This window comes from Azospirillum sp., from assembly GCF_035628975.1.
In the GTDB taxonomy this organism is placed as follows: domain Bacteria; phylum Pseudomonadota; class Alphaproteobacteria; order Azospirillales; family Azospirillaceae; genus Azospirillum.
The window spans coordinates 16,847-42,117 of the sequence record NZ_DASPIS010000083.1; the positions used below are offsets into that span (position 1 = coordinate 16,847).

The 25,271-nt window shown below is 67.2% G+C and carries 23 protein-coding genes; 5 read left to right on the forward strand and 18 right to left on the reverse strand.

From position 1 onward, the window contains the following. Positions 1–103: 103 nt before the first annotated feature. Positions 104–2,695 carry a bifunctional aconitate hydratase 2/2-methylisocitrate dehydratase gene (acnB, locus tag VD964_RS18235; RefSeq protein WP_324869932.1) on the forward strand — a complete coding sequence of 864 codons (2,592 nt, stop codon included), beginning with the start codon at positions 104–106 and terminating at the stop codon, positions 2,693–2,695. Between the two features lie 71 nt (positions 2,696–2,766). On the opposite strand, the gene VD964_RS18240 is transcribed toward acnB, so the two are convergent. Further along, entirely contained in the window at positions 2,767–3,624 is an 858-nt protein-coding gene (locus VD964_RS18240) for a LysR family transcriptional regulator (RefSeq protein WP_324869933.1), read from the reverse strand. A 94-nt stretch (positions 3,625–3,718) separates the two neighbouring features. On the opposite strand from VD964_RS18240, the gene VD964_RS18245 reads away from it, so the two are divergent. Further along, entirely contained in the window at positions 3,719–4,099 is a 381-nt protein-coding gene (locus VD964_RS18245; protein ID WP_324869934.1) for a tautomerase family protein, read from the forward strand. Between the two features lie 119 nt (positions 4,100–4,218). On the opposite strand, the gene VD964_RS18250 is transcribed toward VD964_RS18245, so the two are convergent. From VD964_RS18250 to VD964_RS18285, 8 genes are all read right to left on the reverse strand, one after another. Further along, positions 4,219–5,124, reverse strand: a complete 906-nt coding sequence (locus VD964_RS18250; RefSeq protein WP_324869935.1) for an MBL fold metallo-hydrolase — start codon at positions 5,122–5,124, stop codon at positions 4,219–4,221. A gap of 79 nt (positions 5,125–5,203) precedes the next feature. Beyond that, positions 5,204–5,980, reverse strand: a complete 777-nt coding sequence (locus tag VD964_RS18255) for an SDR family NAD(P)-dependent oxidoreductase (RefSeq protein WP_324869936.1) — start codon at positions 5,978–5,980, stop codon at positions 5,204–5,206. Between the two features lie 20 nt (positions 5,981–6,000). Beyond that, entirely contained in the window at positions 6,001–7,527 is a 1,527-nt protein-coding gene (locus VD964_RS18260) for a tripartite tricarboxylate transporter permease (RefSeq protein ID WP_324869937.1), read from the reverse strand. A 51-nt stretch (positions 7,528–7,578) separates the two neighbouring features. After that, positions 7,579–8,103, reverse strand: a complete 525-nt coding sequence (locus VD964_RS18265; RefSeq protein WP_324869938.1) for a tripartite tricarboxylate transporter TctB family protein — start codon at positions 8,101–8,103, stop codon at positions 7,579–7,581. Between the two features lie 68 nt (positions 8,104–8,171). Beyond that, complete coding sequence (locus VD964_RS18270; protein WP_324869939.1) at positions 8,172–9,161, reverse strand: tripartite tricarboxylate transporter substrate binding protein; 990 nt, start codon at positions 9,159–9,161, stop codon at positions 8,172–8,174. A gap of 70 nt (positions 9,162–9,231) precedes the next feature. Continuing rightward, positions 9,232–9,885 (reverse strand): 2-dehydro-3-deoxy-6-phosphogalactonate aldolase, encoded by a 654-nt coding sequence (locus VD964_RS18275; protein WP_324869940.1) that lies wholly within the window; start codon positions 9,883–9,885, stop codon positions 9,232–9,234. After that, positions 9,882–10,907 carry a 2-dehydro-3-deoxygalactonokinase gene (locus tag VD964_RS18280; RefSeq protein WP_324869941.1) on the reverse strand — a complete coding sequence of 342 codons (1,026 nt, stop codon included), beginning with the start codon at positions 10,905–10,907 and terminating at the stop codon, positions 9,882–9,884. The genes VD964_RS18275 and VD964_RS18280 overlap by 4 nt, the downstream gene beginning before the upstream one ends. Next, a complete protein-coding gene (locus tag VD964_RS18285) occupies positions 10,892–11,704 on the reverse strand; it encodes an IclR family transcriptional regulator (protein ID WP_324869942.1) in 813 nt (270 codons plus the stop codon). The genes VD964_RS18280 and VD964_RS18285 overlap by 16 nt, the downstream gene beginning before the upstream one ends. 242 nt (positions 11,705–11,946) lie before the next feature. On the opposite strand from VD964_RS18285, the gene VD964_RS18290 reads away from it, so the two are divergent. Next, on the forward strand, positions 11,947–13,056 hold the full coding sequence (locus tag VD964_RS18290) for a branched-chain amino acid ABC transporter substrate-binding protein (RefSeq protein ID WP_324869943.1): 1,110 nt from the start codon (positions 11,947–11,949) through the stop codon (positions 13,054–13,056). A 62-nt stretch (positions 13,057–13,118) separates the two neighbouring features. Here VD964_RS18290 and VD964_RS18295 read toward each other — a convergent pair whose 3' ends face one another. Then, positions 13,119–16,133 carry a bifunctional diguanylate cyclase/phosphodiesterase gene (locus tag VD964_RS18295; RefSeq protein ID WP_324869944.1) on the reverse strand — a complete coding sequence of 1,005 codons (3,015 nt, stop codon included), beginning with the start codon at positions 16,131–16,133 and terminating at the stop codon, positions 13,119–13,121. 216 nt (positions 16,134–16,349) lie between these two features. On the opposite strand from VD964_RS18295, the gene VD964_RS18300 reads away from it, so the two are divergent. Continuing rightward, positions 16,350–16,676, forward strand: a complete 327-nt coding sequence (locus VD964_RS18300) for an antibiotic biosynthesis monooxygenase (RefSeq protein WP_324869945.1) — start codon at positions 16,350–16,352, stop codon at positions 16,674–16,676. A gap of 42 nt (positions 16,677–16,718) precedes the next feature. Further along, positions 16,719–17,612 carry a pirin family protein gene (locus VD964_RS18305; protein ID WP_324869946.1) on the forward strand — a complete coding sequence of 298 codons (894 nt, stop codon included), beginning with the start codon at positions 16,719–16,721 and terminating at the stop codon, positions 17,610–17,612. Between the two features lie 9 nt (positions 17,613–17,621). On the opposite strand, the gene VD964_RS18310 is transcribed toward VD964_RS18305, so the two are convergent. The 8 genes from VD964_RS18310 to VD964_RS18345 form a co-directional block, all read right to left on the reverse strand. Beyond that, the gene (locus VD964_RS18310; protein WP_324869947.1) at positions 17,622–17,807 is read right to left on the reverse strand and encodes a hypothetical protein; all 186 of its coding nucleotides are present in this window, start codon (positions 17,805–17,807) and stop codon (positions 17,622–17,624) included. Next, a complete protein-coding gene (locus tag VD964_RS18315) occupies positions 17,804–18,952 on the reverse strand; it encodes a PepSY domain-containing protein (protein ID WP_324869948.1) in 1,149 nt (382 codons plus the stop codon). The genes VD964_RS18310 and VD964_RS18315 overlap by 4 nt, the downstream gene beginning before the upstream one ends. A gap of 51 nt (positions 18,953–19,003) precedes the next feature. Further along, on the reverse strand, positions 19,004–21,472 hold the full coding sequence (locus tag VD964_RS18320; protein WP_324869949.1) for a TonB-dependent receptor: 2,469 nt from the start codon (positions 21,470–21,472) through the stop codon (positions 19,004–19,006). 151 nt (positions 21,473–21,623) lie between these two features. After that, a complete protein-coding gene (locus VD964_RS18325) occupies positions 21,624–22,652 on the reverse strand; it encodes a FecR family protein (RefSeq protein ID WP_324869950.1) in 1,029 nt (342 codons plus the stop codon). Between the two features lie 101 nt (positions 22,653–22,753). Continuing rightward, entirely contained in the window at positions 22,754–23,278 is a 525-nt protein-coding gene (locus VD964_RS18330; RefSeq protein WP_324869951.1) for a sigma-70 family RNA polymerase sigma factor, read from the reverse strand. A gap of 190 nt (positions 23,279–23,468) precedes the next feature. Continuing rightward, complete coding sequence (locus tag VD964_RS18335; RefSeq protein WP_324869952.1) at positions 23,469–24,302, reverse strand: hypothetical protein; 834 nt, start codon at positions 24,300–24,302, stop codon at positions 23,469–23,471. 129 nt (positions 24,303–24,431) lie between these two features. After that, positions 24,432–24,776: a HesB/IscA family protein gene (locus VD964_RS18340; RefSeq protein WP_098738185.1), complete on the reverse strand. Its 345-nt coding sequence runs from the start codon at positions 24,774–24,776 to the stop codon at positions 24,432–24,434. A gap of 22 nt (positions 24,777–24,798) precedes the next feature. Further along, positions 24,799–25,263 (reverse strand): iron-sulfur cluster assembly protein, encoded by a 465-nt coding sequence (locus VD964_RS18345; protein WP_324869953.1) that lies wholly within the window; start codon positions 25,261–25,263, stop codon positions 24,799–24,801. Positions 25,264–25,271 lie beyond the last annotated feature (8 nt).

The window sequence follows — 25,271 nt, forward strand, 5'->3', positions numbered from 1 at the left end:
TGCACTTTCATTTAAGCGGGCATATAAACCCGACCTGAGTTCAAGCGGGCCGTCTCACGGTTCCCATCCAAGGGCCGGCCTTTCATTTATGAGGAACCCTGCCGTGCTCGAAGCCTACCGCCAGCACGCGGCCGAACGCGCCGCCCTCGGAATCCCGGCCCTGCCCCTCACCGCGAAGCAGACGTCGGAGCTGATCGACCTGCTGAAGGCCCCGCCGGCTGGCGAGGAGGCGTTCCTCCTCGACCTCATCACCCACCGCGTTCCCGCTGGCGTCGATGACGCCGCCCGCGTCAAGGCCGGCTTCCTGGCCGCCGTCGCCAAGGACAATGACAGCTCGCCGCTGATCTCCAAGGTCAAGGCCACCGAACTGCTGGGCACCATGCTCGGCGGCTTCAACGTGCAGCCGCTGATCGACCTGCTGTCGGATGCCGAATGCGGCGCCGCCGCCGCGGAGGGCCTGAAGAAGACCCTGCTGGTCTTCGACTTCTTCCATGACGTCAAGGAACTGGCCGACAAGGGCAACGCCAACGCCAAGGCGGTGCTGCAGTCCTGGGCCGATGCGGAGTGGTTCACCTCGCGTCCGGAAGTCCCGGCGTCGATGACGCTGACGGTCTTCAAGGTGTCGGGCGAGACCAACACCGACGACCTGTCGCCGGCCCCGGATGCCTGGAGCCGCCCGGACATCCCGCTGCACGCGCTCGCCATGCTGAAGAACCCGCGTCCGGGCATCGAGGCCGACGAGCCGGGCCAGCGCGGCCCGACCAAGCAGCTGGAAGAGCTGAAGAAGAAGGGCAACCTGATCGCCTATGTCGGCGACGTGGTCGGCACCGGTTCCTCGCGCAAGTCCGCCACCAACTCGGTGCTGTGGTTCACGGGCGAGGACATTCCGTTCGTCCCGAACAAGCGCTTCGGCGGCGTCTGCCTCGGCACCAAGATCGCCCCGATCTTCTACAACACGATGGAAGACGCCGGCGCCCTGCCCATCGAGTTGGACGTCAACAAGATGGAGATGGGCGACGTCATCGAGCTGCGCCCCTATGAGGGCAAGGCCCTGAAGAACGGCGAGGTCATCGCCGAGTTCACCGTGAAGTCCGAGGTGATCTTCGACGAGGTGCGTGCCGGCGGCCGCATCCCGCTGATCATCGGCCGCGGCCTGACCGCCCGCGCCCGCGAGGCGCTGGGCCTCGCGCCGTCGACCCTGTTCCGCCAGTCGGCATCCCCGGCCGACACCGGCAAGGGCTTCACGCTGGCCCAGAAGATGGTCGGCCGCGCCTGCGGTCTGCCGGAAGGCAAGGGCGTCCGTCCGGGCACCTATTGCGAGCCGAAGATGACCACGGTGGGGTCGCAGGACACCACCGGCCCGATGACCCGCGACGAGCTGAAGGATCTGGCCTGCCTGGGCTTCTCGGCCGACCTCGTGATGCAGTCCTTCTGCCACACCGCCGCTTATCCGAAGCTGGTGGACGTGAAGATGCACCACGAGCTGCCGGACTTCATCTCCACCCGCGGCGGCGTCGCGCTGCGTCCGGGCGACGGCGTCATCCACTCCTGGCTGAACCGCCTGCTGCTGCCGGACACGGTGGGCACCGGCGGCGACAGCCACACCCGCTTCCCGATCGGCATCAGCTTCCCGGCCGGTTCCGGTCTGGTCGCCTTCGCCGCCGCCACCGGCGTCATGCCGCTGGACATGCCGGAATCGGTCCTGGTCCGCTTCAAGGGCGAAATGCAGCCGGGCGTCACACTGCGTGACCTCGTCAACGCCATCCCGCTCTACGCGATCAAGGCCGGCCTGCTGACGGTCGAGAAGAAGGGCAAGAAGAACATTTTCTCCGGCCGCATCCTGGAGATCGAGGGTCTGCCGGAACTGAAGGTCGAGCAGGCCTTCGAACTGTCCGATGCCTCGGCCGAGCGGTCTGCGGCGGGCTGCACCGTGCAGCTCAGCAAAGAGCCGATCATCGAGTACATGACCTCCAACATCACGCTGATGAAGTGGATGATCGCCAACGGGTACGCCGACGCGCGCACCCTGGAGCGCCGCATCAAGGCGATGGAGGCGTGGATCGCCGATCCGCAGCTGCTGAAGCCCGACGCCGACGCCGAGTATGCCGCGGTGATTGAGATCGATCTGGCCGACATCAAGGAGCCGATCCTGGCCTGCCCGAACGATCCGGACGACGTGAAGACGCTGTCCGAGGTCGCCGGCGACAAGATCGACGAGGTGTTCATCGGCTCCTGCATGACCAACATCGGCCACTTCCGCGCCGCCGGTAAGATTCTGAACGGCAAGTCGGACATCCCGACCCGCCTGTGGATCGCCCCGCCGACGAAGATGGACGCGATGATGCTGACCGAGGAAGGCTATTACGCCACCCTCGGCAAGGCCGGTGCGCGCATGGAGATGCCGGGCTGCAGCCTGTGCATGGGCAACCAGGCGCAGATCCGCAAGGGCTCGACCGCCATCTCGACCTCGACCCGCAACTTCCCGAACCGTCTGGGCATCGACACCCGCGTCTACCTGTCGTCGGCCGAACTTGCCGCCGTCGCGGCGCTGCTGGGCAAGATCCCGACCAACGAGGAGTATCTGGCCCAGGTCGGCGTGGTGAACAAGGCCGCTGCCGACGTCTACCGCTACATGAACTTCGACCAGATTCCGGCTTTCCAGGAAGTCGCGGAGAAGGTCGCCATCCCGGCCTGATAGCCGGACACAGCGGTCACTGACGAAAACCCCCGCCGGAGCGATCCGGCGGGGGTTTTTGCTTGGGAGCATCAGCCTCGCACCGCACTCCTGAACGCGGCCGCCAGTCCGGCGAGCGCCTCGCGCGGTCGTCCATCCTTCACCCTGGTATGCAAGACCACGGGCAGCCGTGGCAGGGTCGGAAGCCCTAGTCTGGGACCGACGTCGACGGCACCGAACGGCACCATGCGCGGGGACAATGCCGCGACGCCGAGCCCGGCCGTGACGGCCGCCGCCACCGCGGTCACGCCGCCGCCGACGAAAATCTCCGTCCAAGGGACTCCGGCCGTGTCGAGAAGCTGCCCGGCCAACGCCCGCACCCCGCAAGGCTCGGCCATGGTTGCGATTGGCAGAGGTTCGTCCGCCCGATGCTGCCAGCTTGGCGCCGCGAACCAGCCGAACTGTTCTTCGGTGAGGAGTTGGCCGTCGTTGCGCCCTGCATGCAGGCGGACGATGACGCTGTCGAGTTCCCGTCGGTCGAAGCTCTGCAGCAGGTCCCCGGACGATCCGATCCGGATTTCGATCACCAACTGCGGATCCTGCGCGTTCATCCGGGCGATCAGGGCGGGAAGCTCCGGCCCCGCCACATGGTCGCTGATGCCGATGGCGATGCGCTGGCGCCTCTCACTCAGCGAGGCGAGCGCGCGATCATGCGCCTCCAGCAGGTCACGAGCGTGATCGAGAAAGGCTGCGCCGCGTGGCGACAACTGTACATACCGTGGCGTCCGCTCGAACAGGCGGCACCCCAGTCTGTCCTCGAGACGTTTCAGCTTCAGGCTGACCGCCGCTTGCGTCGTCCGCATGGCTTCGGCCGCGCGCGTAAAGCTCTCCAGTTCGGCGATGCGCACGAAGGCCCGAACCGCATCGAGGTCGAGAGGTTGGTCAATCATTTCTAACCGTTATCTTATATATAAGAAATCATAGCATATGGAAATGACTGCGCCACGGCTATTTTGAACGACGACATCATCGAAAGGAAATACGATGCCGCTCGTTCACATCTCCCTGCGCGCTGGAAAGTCTGAGGCCTACCGGCAGGCAATCTTCGACGGCCTTTACCGCGCGATGCACGAAACCTTCAACGTGCCGGAAGACGATCAGTTCATGACCATCACCGAGCATGATGCAGTGAATTTCCGCTACAGCTCATCTTATCTTGGCGTATCACGAGGAGATGACCTCGTATACATCCAGATCACGGCGAACAATACCCGCACTGTGGAACAGAAAAAGGCTTTGTTCGCGCGGATCGTGGAACTGCTCGGCGAAGACCCCGGCATTCGGCCGCAGGACGTGTTCGTCAACATCGTCGAAGTGGCGAAAGAGAACTGGTCGCTCGGCAATGGCGTTGCGCAATACGCCTGAGGCAAAGACCGGCGCTCCGGATCGGATAGTCGTCCACTTGGCCCCTGGGCACCTGCCGCGGCTCATCACGCGAAAGCCGGGGCAGTGTGCCCTGGTGTCTTTATTCCAAGCACATAAACTCACCCTTCCGGTCCGCAATAGGCGGTCCCATCCTCCGCCCGTGCCGGCTTTTCCAGATAGATGCCCTGGCGTGGAATCGCGATGCTGTCGAACTCCTTCGCCAACCGGTGCAGCGCGGCGCGCATTTCCGCCCCCTGCATCGGTTCGCCGTGGCCGGTGATCACCAGTTCCGGTTCCAGTGCTGCAAGGCGGGCGACGGATTCCCGCGCCTTGTCCCATTCAACAGTGAAATACATCGGTGGGCCGTGCATCTCCGCCCGCTGCACGGCGACCGCGTAGGCCGATTCCTGCCCCGTGGTGACGAAGGCGTCGCCGACGATCATCGAGCGGTCGCGCTCCCGCCAGAAGGAGACATGGCCGACGCTGTGCCCCGGCGTGTGGACCCAGCGCCAGCCCGGCATGACCGGCACCGACCCGTCCTCCGGCAATGCGCGCAGGCGCGATCCGACATCCACCGGCTTTCGCGGGTAAAAGCGTGCCAGCGCCGCCATCGCTCCGCCGCCGACGGACGGGTCACCGGGCGGGTAGGCGGCCTGACCGTTCAGATAGGGGTGTTCCAGCGGGTGGGCGTAGACCGGGGCATCCCACTCCTCCGCCAGATCCTCCAGCACGCCGACATGGTCGAAATGGCCGTGGGTCATGACGATGGCGGCGGGGCGGGAGTCGCGGCCGAACCGCTCCGCCGCAGCGCTGCGGATGAAACCCTTGGTGCCCATCAGCCCGGCATCGATCAGCACCCATTCGCGGTCGCCGGCGCCCGGCGGACCCCAGAACACCACATTGACGATGCCGAGCCGCCGATAGGCGAGGTCGGGTGCGATCTCGTGCGTATGGTCGCTGCGCAGCGCGTCGAGCGCCGGATCGATCGCGCTGCTGTCTTCCGACAGGGGAATCTGCGAGGCCATGGTCGTCCATCTCCTACCCGTGTCATCCGACAACAGCGGGAAACGGCGCTTGTCCTGCAGTCCCCTGCCGGTCGGGCCCTTACGGCATGAACTGGCCGCCGTTCACGTCCAGAACCTGCCCGGTGATATAGCCCGAGCAGCCATGGGAGGCGAAGAACAGGAAGGTCGGGGCGCATTCCTCAGGCTTGCCGAAGCGGCCCATCGGGATGCCGGTCGACACGCGGGCCTTGGCGGCCTCGTCCTTGTCGGCATGGAAGGCGGTGTCGAAGGTGCCTGGCGACACGGTGTTGAAGCGGATGCCCTCCTTGGTGTGGAAGGCGACCCAGTTCTTCTGGATGTTGTGCAGCCACGCCTTGGCCGCGCCATACAGACCGGCGCCCGGCCCACCGCCGGTATAGCCGGCGACCGACCCGACCAGAATGACGGACGCCGTCTGCCCGCTGTCCTTGGCCGACTGGCGCAGATGGGGCAGGGCATGCTTGGTGGTCATCAGGGCGGAACGGGCGTTCAGGTCGGTGACCGCGTCGAAGAACTCGTCGTCGATCTCCTCCAGCGGCTTGCGGGCGACCAGCCCGCCGGCATTGTTGATCAGCACGTCGATGCCGCCGAACCGCTCGACGAAGGCGTCCACCACGGCCTTGCAGGCGGCGCTGCTGCACAGATCCCCGGCGAAGAAGGCCGCCTCGCCGCCCGCCGACTCCATCGCCTTGAGGGTGGAGTCGAGATCGGCCGGCGCCTTGCGGCCATTGATGCCGACCTTTGCGCCGTGGCGGGCGAAGGCCTGCGCCGCGGCCAGACCGATCCCCTGGGTCGAACCGGTGATCAGGACGCGGCGGCCCTTCAGATCGTCGAACATGGCTCTGTCTTTCCTTATGGTCAGGCTTGATTCAGGGAACTGGCGGCGCCGGTTTGCCGCGTCTCCGCCCGATGGCTGCGCCAGCGCTTCACCAGCGGCAGGAACAGGGTCAGGATGGCGATGGTCAGCAGCACCACGGTGATCGGCCGGGTGTAGAGGAAGTCGTAGCTTCCACCCGACAGCGACAGGGCGCGGCGGAAGTTGGCCTCCGCCATCGGGCCCATGATCAGCGCCAGCACCACCGGCGATGCCGGGAAGTCCCACTTCTGCATGAAGTAACCGGCGATGCCGGCCGCCAGCATGATGCCGATGTCGAACAGGCTGTTGTTGATGGCATAGGTACCGACCACGCACAGGACCAGGATCACCGGCGTCAGCACCGACTTCGGCATCTGCAGGACGCGGCCCATGACGCGCAGCAAGCCCAGCCCGATCACGAGCATGCCGACGTAGCAGAACAGCATGCCGGCGAACAGGGTGAACACCAGGTCCGCATGCTCCTTGAACAGCAGCGGTCCGGGTTGCAGCCCCTGCAGCGTCAGGGCGCCCAGCATCACCGCGGTGACGGCGTCGCCCGGAATGCCCAGCGTCAGCATGGTCAGCAGCGCGCCGCCGGTGCAGCCGTTGGCGCCGGCTTCACAGGCGGCGACGCCGGCCAGTTCGCCCTTGCCGAAATTCTCCGGCGTCTTGCTGAACCGCTTGGCCTCGTTGTAGGCGACATAGGCGGCGATGTCGGCGCCGGCACCGGGGATGATGCCGATCACCACGCCGAGGCCGGTGGAGCGCCCCACCGTTCCCAGCATCCGGCGGTAGGTCGCCCATTCCGGAATGATGCGGCCCAGCGCCGCGGCCATGCCCAGGCGGACCTTCGGGTCCTCCAGCGACTTGAAGGCTTCGGCGGCGGCGAACAGGCCGATCATCACCGGAATGAAGGGAACGTTGAACAGCTCGGTATAGCCGCCGGTGAAGCGGGGGAACCCATCCATCGGATCCATGCCGACCGTGGCGATCAGCAGTCCCAGGAAGCCGGCGATCAGCCCCTTGATGACCGAACGGCCGGAAATGCTGGCGATGATGCTCAGGCCGAAGACGGCAAGCGCGAAGCTCTCCGACGCGCTGAACTTCAGCGCGAAGCCGGCCAGGACCGGGGCAAGGAAGATCAGGACGATGATGCTGGCGGTGCCGCCGAGGAAGGAGGACAGGGTCGCGGTGCCCAGCGCCACGCCGGCCATGCCCTTCCTGGTCAGTTCGAACCCGTCCATCGCCGTGGCGGCGGCGGCCGGGGTGCCCGGAATGCGCAGCAGGATCGCCGTCACCGACCCGCCATAGACGCCGCCGAAGAAAACGCCGGAGATCATCAGCAGGCCCGACACCGGATCCATGCCGAAGGTGAAGGGCAGCAGGATGGCGACACCCATGGTCGCGGTCAGGCCGGGCAGGGCGCCGATGATGATGCCGAGCGTGACGCCGACCAGCGCCAGGAACAGCGCCAGAGGGTTCGCCGCCAGCATGGCGAAGCCGTTCATCAGAAGATCGAATTCATGCATGGCGGCGGTCCTCCACGACGTACGGTGCGGCCATGAAACGGGCGCGGGCGGTCATTCGAACAGGCTCCCCACCGGCAACGGCACCTGAAGCGCATAGTGGAAGACGCCGTAGACGATCGCCGTCACGCCGACCGCCAGCACCGGGTTCCAGACCGGGCTGCGCTGCCCCATCAGCGCCATGATCACGGCCATGTAGACGGCGGTGGCCACGCCATAGCCGACATACTCCATGGCGACGATGCAGCCGGCGGTCGCCAGCATGCCCAGCGCCACGCCGGCATAGCCGGCGATCCCGACCGGCGCCTCTCCGGTGGCTGCCGGGGCGGTGGGGGTGCGCAGCGTGTTGGCGATCAGGATCAGGCACAGCACGATCAGCGCGCCGGCGTGGATGATCGGGAAGCGGGCGGCGCCGACATCGGCCGCCAGCATGCTTTTCGGGAAATCGCCGGTCGCGGCGATGGCCGAGGCCGCAATCGCGATCAGCACGACGGAGATCACGAGGTTGGCGATCTTGGTCGTCAGCGGCATGGCATTGCCAAAGCCGGGGCCTTCGCCCCCTGCGGGTGCGTTGCTCATGGTCCGGTCTCCTCAACCGATGAAGGCGTTCCCGGAGGCCGACCGCCGGGAACGGCGTCGGTCCGGCGTTACTTCGCCATGCCCAGCTTGGTCATCAGGTCCTTGAAGAAGGCGTTGTCCTTCTGCATGACCTGACCGAACTCCGGACCGTCGGCATAGGCCCAGGTCAGGTTCATCTTGGCCAGCTGGTCACGGAAGGCCTGGTCTTCCGCTGCGGCCTTGCTGGCGGTGCGCAGGGTGTCGACCACCGCGGCCGGCGTCTTCTTCGGCACCACGATGCCGCGCCAGGTGGCGACGGACAGGTCGATGCCCTTCTCCTTCAGCGTCGGCACGTCGGGGAAGGTCTTGCTGCGCTGTTCGGCCATCACGGCGAGCATGCGCAGCTGGCCGGCGGCGAGCTGGCTCGACACCTCGGCCGGGCTGACCGACACCGCTTCGATATGGCCGCCCAGCAGCGAGGTCACGGCCGGGTTGGCGCCGTCGAACGGCACATGGTTGAAGGTGGTGCCGGACTTCTCCTCCAGCGCCTCGGCCGCGAGGTGCCAGATGGCGCCGGTGCCGGAGTTGCCGATGCGCACCTTGCCCGGATTGGCCTTGGCATGCTCCAGGAACTCTTCCACCGTCTTCCACGGCGCGTCGGCCTTGACGGTGATGGCGCTCGGCTCCGCGTTCAGGCGGGCGATCGGAGTGAAGTCCTCCACCGTGAAGCGGGCGACGCCCATATGCGGCAGCAGGGTGATCTCCACCGTGCCCATGCCGATCTTGTAGCCGTCGGGACGGGCGGCCATGATCTCGGTGAGGCCGACGGCGCCGCCGCCGCCGGTCTTGTTCACCACGCCCATCGACTGAGGCAGCTGCTTCTTGGCCGCATCGGCGAAGGCACGGGCGACGAGGTCGGTGCCGCCGCCGGCGGCATAGGGGACGATCAGCTCGACCGGCTTCGCCGGATATTCGGCGGCCAGGGCGGCGCCGGTGATGGTCGCGGTTCCGGCGAACAGCATGCCGGCGGACAGGCCGGCCGTCAGAACGGTACGGGTCAGGCGGGTAGAGACCTTCATGGCATTCCCTCTGGGTGTGCCGGCTTGTGCGCCGGTCGTTGAAAGGCGACGATCAAGAAAGGGATGGTGATCAGCGGCCTGACGATCCCTCCGCCCAGGCCTGGGCGAAGCGCTTGGCGCGGGCCGCGATCTCCGCCGCCGGCAGGCCGGGGCTGTAGAGCGCCGAACCCAGCCCGAAGCCGGAGGCGCCGGCGGTGCGGAAGGGCTGCATGGTGTCGGGCGTTATGCCGCCGACCGGCAGCAGCCGCACGCTGTGCGGGATCACCGCGCGCAGGGCCTTCACCACGGGCGGGGCGATCTGCTCGGCCGGGAACAGCTTCAGCGCGTCGGCCCCGGCGGCGATCGCCGCGAAGGCTTCCGTCGCGGTGGCGACGCCGGGGGTGCAGACCATCGAGCGCGATTTCGCGGCACGGATGATCGCAGTGTCGGCATGCGGCATCACCACCAGATCGGCGCCGATGGCGGACAGCCGGTCCACGGCGTCCAGCGTCAGCACCGTGCCGGCCCCGACCAGCGCGTCGGACGGCAGGCTGTTGCGGATGGTGGCGATGCTGTCGAAGGGATCGGGCGAGTTCAGCGGCACCTCGATCAGCCGGAATCCCGCCTCGTAGAGTGCCGCCGCCACCGGCTCCGCCTCCGCCGGGGTCAGGCCGCGCAGGATCGCGACCAGCGGCAGGGCGGAGAAGGCGGCATCGAAGCGGGCGGAAAGCGAAAGCTCGGTCATGGCGCGCTCATCGTGCTGGGGGTGGTGCCGGTGGCAAGCAGCCCGGCCGCGGCGGCGAACTGGAACAGGCCGCGCGGGGCGGTATTGCCCAGCTGTGCCGCCGGCGTGACGCCGAAGGCCGCGAGCCCGCGGCCATAACGGCTGCACAGAGCCGGGGCGCCGATCAGCAGCAGCGGCGTGCCCGCCGGCATTTCCGCCAGCAAAGCGAGGCCGGAGCGCAGCTCGTGCCCGATCAGCAGGCCCGACAGGTAATGCGCCAGCGCCTCGGCCGGCATGCGCCTGGTCAGGCCCAGCGTGCGGGTCGCGAACAGCTGGTGGGGCAGGTCGCCGGGACCGGCGGACTGCGCGGCGCGGATTCCGACGGCGAAGGCCGCCGCCTCATCCTCGGGCGATGCCTCGCGGTCGGCGGGCATTAGGCGGCCGAGCAGCGAATGGGTCTTCAGGACTGCGAACAGCTCCCCCGTCATGTAGGAGGAGAAGGCGGCGATGCGCCCATCGGTGACGCGGACCCATTTGGAATGGGTCCCGGGCATGGCGATGCAGGCGTTTCGCGCCCAGTCGGCATTCTCGGCCAGCGCCCCGGCGATCTGGATTTCCTCTCCCCGCATCACGTCGGGGGGCGCGCCGGCCGCGTCGTGCAGAACGCCGGGGGCGATCAGGATGCGGCGGCCGGCCGCCGTCTCCACCCGCGCCGCACGGTCGGCCAGGGTCGTCGCGTCGGCCGGGGTGGTGACATAGGGCGCCTCGACCCATCCCTGGGCGCTGCCGACCATGCCGCCCGCCACCACCGGCAGGCCGGGATGCGCATCCAGCCAGTCCCCGCACAGGGCGGCCAGGGCGGCGTCGAATCCGGCGGGGCCGGGCTGCGGCAGGTTCTGGATGCCGTGGGCGGACGCCCGTTCGGCAAGCACGCGCGCGCCGCCGTCCATCAGGAAGCCGCGCAGGCTCGACGTCCCCCAGTCCAGCGCGATCAGCGCCGGTGCGGTGGGGGAGTCGGCGGAGGAGGTTATGGTGCGATCCATCCCAGATCCTTGGATATCGCGTCCGCCGTGGCACGGACCAGCGGTCCCAGAGTGGCCATGCGGTCGTCAGGCATGTAGGGGACAGCGCTGGCGACGCTGATCGCCGCCACCACCAGATTCCGGCCGTCGCGTACCGGTGCGGAGACGCAACGGATGCCGAGTTCGTTCTCTTCCAAATCCATCGCCCAGCCCTGGGCGACGTAGCGGTCCAGCTGCTTTTGGAACTGCGGCCAGTCTGCGGGACGCGGCCGGTCGGCCGGCGCGTCGGGAGAGCAGAGCAGCGTGTGCAGTGATGCCCAGCGCGCAGGCGCCATGCCCAGCATCAGCGCCTTGCCCAGTCCGGTGGAGGCGATGGGCATGCGCTGTCCGGTGCGGGACCGCATCTCCAGCCCCCGGGTGCCGGGAATCTTGTCGAGATAGAAGACCTCGCCGTTGTCCTCGACGCCGAGATGGACGGTGTCGCCGGTGGCCTGTGCCAGCGCCTCGATATGCGGGCGGGCGACGGCGACCAGGGGGCGCTGCTCCAGCGCCTTCATCCCCAGCTGGATCAGCTTCGGGCCCAGCAGATAGCCCTTGTACGGGATGTGATGGAGATACCCTTCCGCCACGAGGCTGACGAGCATGCGGTGGGTGGTGCTGCGCGGGGTGCCCAGCCGGGCCGCGATTCCCTTCACGTCGCCGACGCCGGCGGCCACGCATTCCAGCAAAGCCAGTCCGCGCAGCAGGGTTTGGGTTCCGGTGGCCTGCGGCTTGCCGGCCTCCGCCTCCTGCTCGGTCGCTTGGATGATTCCGCCCATGATTTGTTTGTTACCGTTGTTTTTCGAATGCTCGCGCATGTCCCAAGATGTGTCAAATAGTTTTGCATGGTGCCAAATAGTGAGACACGTTGCGGAGGGCGACGAACGGTCGCGGGGGTGATCGAAGCGCTGCGACATCCATGATCGCGCTTTCAAAATCCTGTCGCTTGGGTCAGAAATGGGATTGTGCCGGGGCCGTTGGTCGTGGGCCGGCGCAAAATGGTCATCCCAGGAGAAATAAAATGCGTCTCACCGTCCTTTCCTTCGTCAGCGCGACGGCACTGCTGGCCGGCTTCGGCACGGCGCAGGCGGACATCGTCATCGGACTCGGCACGGCGACCACCGGTCCGGTGGCGGCGCTGGGCGAGCAGTCGGTGTACGGCGCCAAGCAGGCGATCGCGGACATCAACGCCAAGGGCGGCGTGCTGGGCCAGAAGCTGGTGCTGAAGGTGGGTGACGACGCCTGCGATCCGCGGCAGGCGGTGGCGGTCGCCAACCAGTTCGTCCGCGACCAGGTCGCGGCGGTCGTCGGCCATCTGTGCTCCGGCGCCAGCATCCCGGCCGCCGACGTCTACCAGGAGGAAGGCGTGGTGATGGTCACCCCGACCGCCACCAACCCGCTGCTGACCTCCAAGGGCCACCCGAACATCTTCCGCGTCTGCGGTCGCGACGACCAGCAGGGCGTGGTCGCCGGCAAGTATCTGGCCGAGACCTTCAAGGGCAAGAACGTCGCAGTGCTCGACGACAAGCAGGCCTACGGCAAGGGGCTGGCCGACGTCGTGGTCGAGACGCTGGAGAAGTCCGGCGGCAAGGTCGCCTACCGCGGTTCCGTCACGGCCGGCGAGCGTGACTTCTCGGCGCTGATCACCAGCCTGAAGGACAAGAAGATCGACGCCGTCTATTACGGCGGCTATCACCCGGAACTGGGGCTGATCGTCCGTCAGGCGCAGGAACAGGGGCTGAAGCCGCAGTTCATCGCCGGCGACGGCCTGAACAACCAGGAATACTGGGCGATCACCGGCCAGACGGGCGAGGGCACGCTGTACACCGACAGCCCGTCGGCCGCCAGCGATCCCAAGGCGCAGGAACTGATCGCCTCCTTCAAGGCGGCCGGCCTGCCGGAGCCGGGCAACTTCGCCTTCTATAGCTACGCCGCGGTGCAGGTGATCGCGCAGGGCCTGCAGAAGGCCGGCAGCCCCGACGGGAAGAAGCTGTCGACCGCGCTGCATTCCGGCAACTACGACACCGTCGTCGGCCCGGTCGAGTTCGACAAGAAGGGCGACATCACCAAGCCGAACTACGTGATGTATGTCTGGAGCAACGGCCAGCCCAAGATGGTCGCCCAGAAGTAACCGGCATGCCGGTTCGGGGGAGGTCCAAGCGGCTTCCCCCCGCCTCTTCACGCTTCACGGCTTCAGGCGAGCGCCGGCTCTTCGCTAACGGCCCGCTCGGCTGGCTGGATATATTTGCGCATGAAGTCGTCGACGGGCATCGGCGGGTCGAAGTAGTAGCCCTGGAAGATCGCGCAGCCGTGGTCGCGCAGGAAATCCCGCTCCGCTGCGGTTTCCACCCCCTCCGCCACCGCTTTCAGTCCAAGCCGGCTGGCAATCGACAGCATGGTTTCCACCAGCACGGCGTTGTGGCTGTTGCGGTCCACATCCTGGACGAAGGAACGGTCGATCTTCAGCTCTCCCACCGGCAGCTGTTTCAGGTAGGACAGCGACGAGAAGCCGGTGCCGAAATCGTCCAACGAGAAGGATATCCCGACCGCCGCCAGTTCCGACATCTTGGCGACGGTGTCGGCACAGTCGTCGATGGCGATCCCCTCGGTGATCTCCAGCGTCAGCAGGCGCGGGTCGATGCGGCTGGCGCGGACCGCGGCGATGACACCGGCGCAGAAATTCTGCTGGCGGAACTGGCGCGGGCTGATGTTGATGGACAGGTGGCAGCTGCTGCCCGCATCGGCCAGACGGCGCAGGACATGACAGGCCTCCATCAGGATCCAGTCGCCCAGCGGCAGGATCAGGCCCGATTCCTCGGCCACCGCGATGAAGGCGCCGGGCGCCACGAAGCCACGCTGCGGATGCTGCCAGCGGATCAACGCCTCGGCCGCGACCAGGGTGCCGTCGGCGCTGGTCTGCGGCTGCAGGAACAGCGTGAACTCTCCGGCATCCACCGCCTTGCGCAGATCCTGCTGCAGCGCCAAGCGAGCCTGGGCGTCCACCAGCATTGCGGGATCATAGTCGCGGATGGTGTTCCGTCCGCCGTCCTTGGCGGCATACATGGCGGTGTCGGCCTGTTTCAGCAGGTCCTCGACCGTTTCCTCCGCCGTCTTGGGGAAGACGGTCAGGCCGATGCTGGCAAAGATGCTGTGTTCATAGCGGTCCAGGCGGAAGGGCTGGGCGACGGCCAGTCGTAGTTTCTCCGCCACCCGCCATGCGACCTTGGAGGCTTCTTCCGGCGTCGCACCCAGGTCGGGCAGCAGGATGACGAACTCGTCTCCGCTCAGGCGGCTGACCAGATCGTCCCGGCGCAGGGTGGCGTTCAGCCGGGCCGCCAGTTCGCGCAGCAGCGTATCGCCGGCGACATGGCCGCGGGCGTCGTTCAGCCCCTTGAAGTCGTCGAGGTCGAGGAACATCAAGGCGCCGCACCGTCCGTTCTGCCGTGCCGTGCGCAGCTGGCCGTCCAGCTGTTCCAGCAGCAGGCGCCGGTTCGGCAGGTTGGTCAGCGGGTCGTAGTAGGCGAGGCTTTCGATCTGCCGTTCCGCCCGCTTCCTCTCGGTGACATCCATCACCACGGTCAGATAGCCGCGCACCGCCCCACCGCTGTCACGCAGTACGCTGGTGGCGGCGGAAAGGGCGACGCGGGCGCCGTCCTTCCGCAGTCCGGTCCATTCGCCGGAATCGGGCAGGCCGCCGTCGCGGGTGCGGGCGACCAGCGCCTCGAAGCCCGCAGGCGTCGCGCGCCCCAGCTCCGCGGCAAGCCGGTCGGCATGGGCGCGAAGCTCCTCTCCGTCGTAGAGGCGCGGCAGGGACGCCGTGCCGACCATCTCGTCGGCCGGATAGCCGAAGATCCGCTCCGCTTCGCGGTTGAAGACGCGGATGATGCCGTCCAGCGTGGTGGCGATGATGCCGCAGGCGGCGCTTTCGAGAATGCCGGTATTGAGCGACAGGCTGTCCTTCAGCGCCTCGCGGCTGGCATAGGTTTCGGTCACGTCCTGGAAGACCATGACCACACCGTGCAGGGTCCCGTCGCGGTCGCGGATCGGCGAGGCCATGTCGGCGATGTGGCTGCGGCGTCCGCCGCGCGCCACCAGCACCGTGTGGTTGGCGAGCCCGACCAGCTGGCCGTTCTCCAACACCTGCTGGACCGGCACCGGAACCCGTTCCCCGGTTTCGGCATTCTCGATGTCGAAGACGTCGGTCACCGGTCGGCCGACCGCCTCGCCGCCGCTCCAGCCGGTCAGCCGCTCGGCCACCGGGTTCATCAGGGTCACGCGCCCGGCGGTGTCGGTCGCGATCAGCCCGTCGCCGATCGACAGCAGGGTGACGCGCGCCCGCTCCTTCTCCCGCCACAGGTCGCGCTCGGACTGGTGCAGCGCCTCGTAGGGGTGATGGACCGCGGTGACGAACACCGCCCGGTACAGGGACCAATAGCCGATGACCTTGTAGATGTGGCCGGCCACGTTGGCGAGGTCGTAGACGCTGAAATAGAGCGTGAAGCACAGTTCGCTGATCGCGATGGCGATGGCGGCGATCACCATGCGGTGGACGTCCAGCGTGCGCGCCTCGCGCCGCCGCCTGTGGAAGATCAGGGCGGCACCGGCATAGAGCAGGACCAGCCCGTATTCGACCGCGATCTTGAATGGCGTCAGCCCCTCGCCGGCGATGAAGGTGCGCGGCAGCAGGCTGGGATGCCACAGAACGACCCAGAAGACGGCAGCGGTGATCGCAAGCACCGCACCGATCAGCGGAAAGCGCAACGCCGCCGACCCGGGGCGCCAGGGCAGGACGGCGGCGAGCAGGAGTGCCGCGGCCGCCATCCCACGGGCGGCGAGCCAGAAGGCGATCGCCTTCTCCGGCCCGGACGGGGTGACGAAATCGGGCATTCCCGCATAGGACATCAGATGTCCGAAATCCAGAAGCGCGACCCCGAGAAAGCCGGTAGACAGGGCCAGCAGGGCCGGCGGCGTTTCATCCGTGTGGGAATGCCAGCCGATCGCGAAGACCAGGGCAGCCACGGCGATGGCGAAAATCTCGAAGAAGGTGTGCAGAGGCAGGTAATGGGCAAGATCGACCGGGCCGGTCAGCCACGTCGCTTCGAGGACCAGCAGGAAGGGAACGGCCAGGGTGAGAATGGTCGAAATGGTGCCGGGCGGCTTGGAGCGGAACCTGTCCGCCGCCGTCTGCGCTACGCTTGTTCCGGTCATGCCGTTCCCCCGGGGCTGCGTGCTCGGCCGATCCGGCCGGCAGCCATTATACCTCTTTTCTCATATTAGAGCTTCTTTGCATTAACGGATCGTAAGCAATCGGGAAGACTGTCGGTGTCAGGCCGGGTTGATTGCCGGGCGGCGGTCCCAACCTCTATCCTGGTCAAGGTCGGGGCCAAGGCCATGCTTACAGACAATGCCGGGAAGGAAAACCGCATGTTCATCGCGATGAACCGCTTCAAGGTCCGCCACGGGGCGGAGCAGGAGTTCGAAGAGGTCTGGCTGAACCGCGAGGTCCATCTGCACAAGGTTCCGGGATTCGTGGAATTCCACATGCTGCGCGGACCCGACCGGGAGGAATACAGGCTTTACTCCTCCCACACCGTCTGGGACTCGGAAGCCGCTTTCCAGGACTGGACGCGGTCGGAGGCCTTCCGCGCCGCCCACGGCAAGGCCGGCACCAGCAAGCCCCTGTATGTCGGGCCGCCGGAATTCGAAGGATTCGAAGTCATCCAGACCGTGCCACGCAATCCGAACGCCTGAACGCAAATCGGGCCGCCACACCATTCGCCGGGAGGAAAACCGATGCTGGAACTGGTCATCGATCAACGCCGGAAGAGCCTGGGCGGATTCGAGGTGGGGCGGGTCCTGCCCTTCGTTCAGCGGCGGATGGTCGGCCCCTTCGTCTTCTTCGACCATATGGGGCCGGTCGATTTCCAGCCCGGGCTGCCGCGCGACGTCGACGTGCGCCCCCACCCGCATATCGGCCTGTCCACCGTCACCTACCTGTTCGAGGGCGAGATCATGCACCGCGACAGCGTAGGCTCCGAACAGGCGATCCGGCCGGGCGAGGTGAACTGGATGACCGCCGGCCGCGGCATCACCCATTCCGAACGCTTCGAGCGCGCCCGGATGGAGGGTGGACGGATGCACGGCATCCAGGCCTGGGTCGCCCTGCCCGAATCGGATGAGGAGACCGACCCCGCCTTCAGCCATTACGGCACCGGCGACCTGCCGGTCTTCGAGCAGGGCGGCGTGCGCGGCCGGCTGGTGGCGGGCGAGGCGTTCGGGGCCAGAGCGGGGGTGAAGACCCATTCGCCGCTGTTCTACATCCATTGGGATCTCGCCCCCGGCGCCCGGGTGGAACTGCCGGCGGATGGATGGGAACGGGCCGCCTATGTGGTGGCAGGCTCCGTCGAGGCCGAGGGGCAGCGCTTCGAGGCGGGACGGATGGCCGTCTTCGCGCCCGGCCATCCGGCGGTGCTGACCGCCTCCACGCACTCCATCGTCATGGCCGTCGGCGGCGAACCACTGGGGCAGCGCTTTATCGACTGGAACTTCGTGTCCTCGTCGAAGGAGCGGATCGAGCAGGCCAAGGCCGACTGGCGCGCCGGCCGGATGAAACTGCCGGACCTGGACAGTGGCGAATTCATCCCCCTGCCGGAAATACCGAAGCCGCCCGCCAACCCCATGTCGTAGATGGCCGCTTCAACGCTCGCGTCTCCGCCAGCACCACGCAGCGGCCAGCACGGGGACGGACAGAGCCGCCCAGGACACGGCGTCCACCAGCCCGTCGTCCAGCAGGGCGGTGACCAAACCGGCGGTGGTGACGAGCGCGATTGCTGTGGGAATGGCGAAGATCGCCATCAGGGGGCGGCGAGTACGCGGCTTCATTCCGCGGCCTCCCCGGCGACGGCGCGCAGGCTGTGGGCCGCGCCGGCCTGATCCTGGGCGCCGCGGCGGCGCGCGACCCACAGATACAGGCCGCTGCCGAGGATGACGATGGTCAGCACGTCCAGCACCGCCCACAGAATCTTCATCGGCAGCCCGCCGTAATCGCCGAAATGCAGCGGCTGCGACAGCCGCAGCGCCAGCATGTACCAGGGCATGGAGCGCATGTCTGTGAAGGCCCCGGTTTCCGCGTCGATCAGGGCGGGGGTCAGGATCCGGCTGGTGGCCGGCGTGGCTCCCTTCAGCCACACCGCGTAATGATGGTTGCTGGAGAAGCGAACGCCGGGGAAGGCGACGAACTGCGGGCGCATGCCGGGCGCGGCCTCCATGGCCGTGCGGACGGCCGCGTCGACGGAGGCCAAGCGTTCCGGCACCGGCTTGCCCTGATAAGGGGCGATCATCGCCGCCAGCTCGTTGGCGCGCCAATAGGCGACCAGCGGCACCGACAGGGTGTTGATGACGCCGGTCAGCCCGACCACCACCACCCACATCAGCGTGACGATGCCCAGCATGTTGTGCAGGTCGAGCCATTTCAGCCGCCTGCTGCGCCCGGCCCGCACCGTGCCGAAAGACAGCTTGCGCATGAAGGGGGCATAGATCACCACGCCCGACAGGGTGGCGAGGAACAGCAGGAACCCCATGAAACCGAGGAACAGCTCGCCGGGCAGGCCTGCGAACATGTCCACATGCAGGCGCAGCATCACATGCATGAAGCCCTGGTCGTCGTTCAGGTCGGCCAGAATCCGCGTCGTGCGCAGATCTATGGCGGAGATGTGCATCTGCGACACCGGCGGGCGGGCGCCGGGTCCGGTCGTGACGTTCACCACCGGCCGGTCAACATCGAAGCTGAGGAACAACGGGCGCTCGCCGGGATAGGTGGCCAGTGCCGAGGCAACGGCGTCGTCCAAGGATTTCAAGGGCGTATCGGCCGGCATGGGCGGAAGGTTGTCTTCCTCCGTCAGCGCCTCGATCTCGTCATGGAAGATCAGCGGCAGGCCGGTCAGGCACAGCAGCAGCATGAAGACCGTGCAGATCAGGCTGGTCCATTTGTGGATCAGCGTCCAGATCCGGATGGTTCGGTTGGTCATCGGGAGCCTCTCATGCCGCCGTCATGCCATGGCAGATCAGACATCCGCCGTTCAGAAATCGACCGACAGCGACAGCTTGGCCGTGAGCGGAGCGCCCTGGCTCAGATAGCCGCCATAGGCCGACGCCCAATAGGCCTTGTCGGTCACGTTCTCCACTGCCGCCCGGATGGTGACCGGACGGTTCTGGATGTCGGTGATCATCCGCGCGCCGATGTCGAAGCGGGTCCAGCTGGGGATCTTCAGCGTGTTGGCGGTATTGAGATACTGAGACCCGGTGTGGATCATGCGCCCGGTCAGCGTCACGGTGGGGAATGACGCGGGGAGGAAGGGCAGGTCCCATTCGACGTTCGCGTTGAACTGGTGGCGCGGCACGCCGACGGCGTCCTTGCCCTCGGTCGCGGCGCTGCCGGTGTTGCTCAGCTCCGGATCGATGAAGGTGGCGCCGCCCAGCAGCCGGACGCCCTGCACCGGTTCGCCGTACAGCATCAGCTCGATGCCGCGGTTGCGCTGTTCGCCGGACACGCTGTAGATGCGGGTGAACGCGTCGGTGACGCCGCTGGGCTGGGTGGTCTGGAACAGCGACAGCGAGCCGCCGAAGCTGCCGAAGTCCAGCTTGCCGCCGACCTCGTACTGGACCGAGCGGTAGGGCTCGAAGATTTCTCCGGCATTGGCCGCCGTGGAGGGTGCGGTCGGCCCCTGCGCCAGCCCCTCGATCCGGTTGGCGTAGAGCGACAATTCCTTGATCGGCTTCACCACCAGCCCGACCACCGGCGTCAGCGCCGACTGGTCGTAATCGGAGGTGCGGGCGCCGTTGGCCCTGTTGTAGCCGCGGACCTGGATGTTCTGCTGGCGCAAGCCCACCGTCACCATCACCCGGTCGTCCAGGATCGACAGCGTGTCCGACGCATAGACGCTGCGCAGCACCGACTCGCTGACCTTCGGCGGATCGCCGACCATGCCGCTGGCCGATGTCGTCGCCGGGCGCGGGAAGCCGACCATGTCGTAGAGGTTGACGGCGGTGATCGTGCCGAATTCGAAGCCGTTGTTGTTCGTCGTCCGCAGCGCGGAGGCGCCGGCATTCAACTGGTGCCTGACCGGACCGGTGTGCAGGTCGGCCCGAATGCCGGCCTGACCGGTGCTGGTGAAATCCTCGCGCGGGACGGTCAGGCGCCTGACGGTGCCGGTGCCGTCGACCCGCGTGATGGTGGGGGACGCATAGTCGCCGTCCTCGCGCATGCTGCGCATGCCGAAGGCGCCATAGGCGGTCAGGTTGGGCAGGATGTCGTATTCGGCGCGCACTTGGCCGAAGGTGTCGCGCATCTGCGAATAGCTCCAGGGCTGCGCGTAGTTCTGCGAAGCCGACGGAACCGCCGGGACGAAGCTGCCGAAATAGACCACGGGGCGGCCCTGCTCCACCCGTTGGGTCTGGGTGCCGACGTCGAGCGTCACGCGGGCGCGCTCGCCGCGATAGTCCAGCGCCAGGGAGCCGAGCTTCAGCGTCCGCTCCTCGTCGTCGATGGCGGTGTCGCCGCCGCGGACCGCGGCGTTGACGCGCACGCCGAACTGGTTGGCGTCGCCGAACCGGCGGCCGACATCGGCGGACAGGCCGAGCCGGCTGTCCATGGCATAGCTGGCGGTCAGCCGGGTCAGCGGTTCGTCTTCCGCCCGCTTGGGCACCAGATTCACGCCGCCGCCGATGCCGGACCCGCTGGGGGCCGCACCGTTCAGGAAGGCGTTGGCACCCTTCAGCACCTCCACCCGTTCGAACATGTTGGTGGCGACGATCTGGCGCGGTGCGGTTCCGTAGAGTCCGTCGATCGACAGGTCCTCGCCCGCCAGCTGGAAGCCGCGGATGACGAAGCTCTCCGCGAAGTTGCCGTAGCCGAGGCTGCTGCGCACCGCCGGGTCGTTGGCCAGCACGTCGGCGATGGTATCCGCCTGCTGGTTGCGGATCGTCTCGGCGGTGTAGCCGGTGACGGAGAACGGAACATCCATCGCGTCCTGGTTGCCCAGCGCGCCGATGCGCCCGCCGCGCGCCACCTGACCGCCGGCATAGGCAGGGGGCAGGGCGCCGGGACCGGTCGCAGCCCGGCTGCCTTCGATCTGCACCGGGTCGAGCTGGACGGCGCCGCCAGCGGCCACGCGCTCGACCGTCACGGTGTCGGTGTTGAGGAAACGGGCGGCCAGCCCGGTGCCGGACAGCAGGCGGTTCAGCCCCTCGCGCGCGGACATCGAGCCGCTGACGCCGGGGGAGTTGACGCCCTGCGTCACCGCGCCGGGGCTCAGCACCTGGATGCGCGTGGCGGCGGAGAAGGCGGCGAGCGCCCCGTCCACCGATTGCGGCGCGATGGCGAAGGTCACCGCACCTGCCGGGTTCGTCTGCGCCATCGCCGCCGGGACGGTGGACAGCAGAAGCCCCGGCGCGATCAGCACCGTCGTCGCCAGAAGCCGTCCAAGGAACCTGCGGCCGAACAAGCCGCCTTGGACGCTGCCCCGGCGCCCGATCGTCACACCCGTCATTCCAAACTTTGCCGATGCCATCGCTCGCCTCTGTCATCCGGTGAGAGACCGCGCCACTTTCTGCGACTGCGTCTCATTCTCTTCTTTCCCGGACATGACGATGGGCGGACGGAGATCCCTGGGAAGTATTTTTCAGTCCACCAAGTTTTTTTCAGCGGAGCAGTGTCAGGTAGGGGGTGATGCGGGTGGCGCGCACGCCGAGGCCGCGCTCCAGCGCATCGAACACGGCGTCCGGCCGGTCGAGCGCGAAGACGCCGGAGACCACGCGCTCCGCCGCCTCGTCGTTCAGCAGGACCACACGGCCCGGCCATTGCCGGTTCAGCGCAGTGATGACCGAGGCGAGCGACTGCTGGCGGAAGACGATCTGGCCTTGGCGCCATGCGAAGGCGACGGCGGGATCCGCCGCCCGTGGATCGGTCAGGCCGTGGGGGCCGGCCTCCGCGCTTTCACCGGGGCGCAGGCGGACGCTGCCGGGCCAAGGTGCGTGGTTGTCGGCGTTCGGATGGGCAGCGACCTCCACCAGCCCTTCGCCGACCGTAACAGTGGTGCGGTCGTCCTCGCGCCGGACGCTGAATTGGGTGCCCAGCACGCGGGCGGCACCCGCGCCGCCATCGACGACGAATGGGTGGTCGGGATCGCGAGTGACGTGGAACCATGCCTCCCCGCGCAGGATCCGGACCCGCCTTGCCCCATTCTGAAAGTCGAGTGCCAGAGCGGTGTCGCCGTTCATCTCGGCGGTAGAGCCGTCGGGCAGGGGCAATGTCCGCCTCTGCCCGGTCGAGGTCACCTGATCCGCAACGGCATTCTGGTAGAGCGTCGGTCCGCGCCAGACGCCGAACCCGCCGACCAGCAGCATGACCGCCATCGCCGCCGCGAAGCGCCGCACACCGACCGCCGCCGCCGGGCGTCGGGGTGCCGCGATGCGGGTTTCGGCATAGGCGGCGCGGGCGGGTTCCTTCAGGTCATGCAGGAGGGTTCGCAGTTCGCTCCAGGCGCGGGCATGAGCCGGGCTGCGGGCCAGCCACTCGGCGAAGGCGACGCGCTCTGCCGGGCTGAGGTCGTCCGACTGCAGGCGGAAGAACCACGCGTTGGCTTCCGAGAACAGCCGGTCCTCATCAGGTCCGCCGTCTGCCGGCTCACCGTCTGCCGGTTTCCTGTTCTGTTCATCCCGGTGATCCATCGCGTCTTGCCGCAAGCTCCTGTTGCCTCGTGTTTGGAAAGACGACCTGCGGAGGCCGATCCCTCAAAGAAAATGACCTGCCGGGAAATGGGCTCTGCCGATCATCGCGGCGGGCGCCGCCTCATGTGGGCGCGGCACTGTTCCAGCGCCGTGCGCAGATGGTACTCCACGGTGCGCGGGGAAATGCCGAGCCGCTCGCCGATGGCGCGGTAGGGCAGGCCTTCCACATGGTACAGCAGGAAGACCTCGCGGGTTTTGGGCGGCAGGGCATCGATGGCGCCGCGCAGCCGGGCCATGGTCTGGTTCCGCTCCACCACGGCATCGGCGCCGGGTCCGGCGGCGGGCAGATCGTCGTCGGGCGGCCCTGCCTCGCGCAGGCGCTGGCGCTTGGCGGCGCGGCAATGGTCGAGCGCGATGCGGTCGGCCACCACATAGAGCAGACCGGCCGGGTTCTGCACCGCCTCGCCATCGGGCAGGCGGGCCAGCCGCAGGAAGGCATCCTGTGCCAGATCGCCAGCCGTTTGCGGATCGCCGGTCCGCCGCGCGATGGCACGCTCCACCCGCAGCCGGTGTGCATCGAACAACTCCGCGATCCTGCGCGCCCAGGTGCCGACAGCGCCGGTCATCGGGCGCGCCAGAAAAGGAGGTCGTTGGCTAGGGCAGGGCGGAGCGTATCGGTCACGGGTGCGCGGAATGGCGGATGCGAAGGAACCGGCATCCGTGGGCTCATCGCCTGGGATGCCAGTTACATCGGTATAGCCGCACTGACCTTAGAATGCGAACGATTCTTATTTCCAGAAACTGAGTTGGGGACGCTCACCGGCTGATCGGCGTGAAGCTGTGCCATGCCGGCATGGTTCCCTTGCCCAGGCCTGGAATGTCGTAATCGGCGGCAAAGCGCGCCATTGCGTTGTTCTCGAGTTTGAAGCCGGCGGCGAAGAGCCGTTCAGCGGCCGCCATCTCATCGTCGCTCTGGATCTTGTTGGTCGTGGCGCTGGTTTCGTGATCGTCTTCGCCAAGGTCGAGATCGGCGAAGCGGTTGGCTTTGCTTGTGAAGACCGACCCCATCAAAGTGCCCTCCTCTTGGGAGAACCGCAGCTTACCGGATTGTCCAAATCCCTTGAGGCGCTCGGAGATCGAGCGGTGCATGGCGCTCACTTCCTCCTGGCTGACCGATCCGCTTTTCTGGGCTTCGCCCAACCGGTCGAGATCCTCAAGCGCCGCCCAATGGTCCGGATTCTCGGCCGCTTTGGCCGCGGCGGCGTTCTGTTCGCGCAGTACCTTCATGCGTTCAGCCATCTGCTGCTCTTCAGCACTATGGCCGCCCTCGGTTGCGAAACGGTTGAACAGCGCATTCTTCGCCAGGGTTCGCAGTCCCTTCACCGCGTCATCCGCCGATACGCGGCCGGATTCCACCAAGCTTTCCAACTGCTTCTTGCTGTCGGAGTCGAGATGTTCGAAGGCTTTCGCCGCCATCCCGGTCAGAGCTTTGCCAAGCTTGCTGACGGAGACGGTGTCGCCGGCCGATGCCGCCGGTGCGGCCGACGAATGGGAGGGTGAGGTCTTGCTTGAAAACAACTGGGTCGCTGCGGTTGTGGTGGACTTGCCGGTCAGCGTCGCCCAGGCGTTGCTGTAAACGCTCTGCACCATCTCACACCCCCAACCTTGCGTGGCGATGCGATCACCATAGCGCAAGCGCGGGTATGAGTCAAAATTGCGGGGGATTTATAACAATGTTTCCTCCACCGCCGCGAGCAGCGGTGGAGGCTCTACCGGACCTCAGACGTGGAAGCTCTCGCCGCACCCGCAGCGGCCCTTCTCGTTGGGGTTCTTGAAGACGAAGCCGGTCTGGAACTTGTCGTCGACATAGTCCATCTCGCTGCCGATCAGGAACATGACGGCGGCCGGGTCGATCAGGATGGTGACGCCCTTGTCCTCCACCACCTCGTCGAACTTCATCTTTTCCTTGGCATACTGAACGTCGTAGCTGAGGCCGGAGCAGCCGCGCGCCTTCACGCCGATGCGCAGGCCGACCATGTCGTCGGTGGCCTTGGACATCAGCGCCTTGACGCGCTCCGCGGCGGCGTCGGTGATCGTGAGCGCCTTGGGCAGGGGGCGGGCCATGGTGACGGTCTCCTAATACGGCTCAGAACATATCCAGTTGCAGGCGGGCTTCCTCGGACATCATGCCCTGGTGCCACGGGGGCTCCCACACCAGTTCGATCTTGACCTCGTTGACGTCCTCGACGCCCAGCACGGCTTGGCGGACCTGCTCGGGCAGTTCGCCGGCCACCGGACACATGGGGCTGGTCAGCGTCATATCAATCTCGACATTGCGCTGGCCATCCATGTCCACACGGTAGATCAGGCCCAGTTCCCAGATATCGACCGGGATCTCGGGGTCGTAGCAGGTCTTGATGGCCGCCACGACGCGATCCATGATCTCCTCCCGCGGGTCGTAACCCTCGGGCGGCTGGGGCATCGGGGCGAAGTCCTTGGACTCGGAAGCCTCGGTCGCCGCATCGGCCTTCAACTGCGCCTCGGCTTCGGCCGGGTTGGGAGCGGCCTGATTCGGAGCAATGGGGCGCTGCGTCAGGGTTTCATCGGGCATTTCGATCC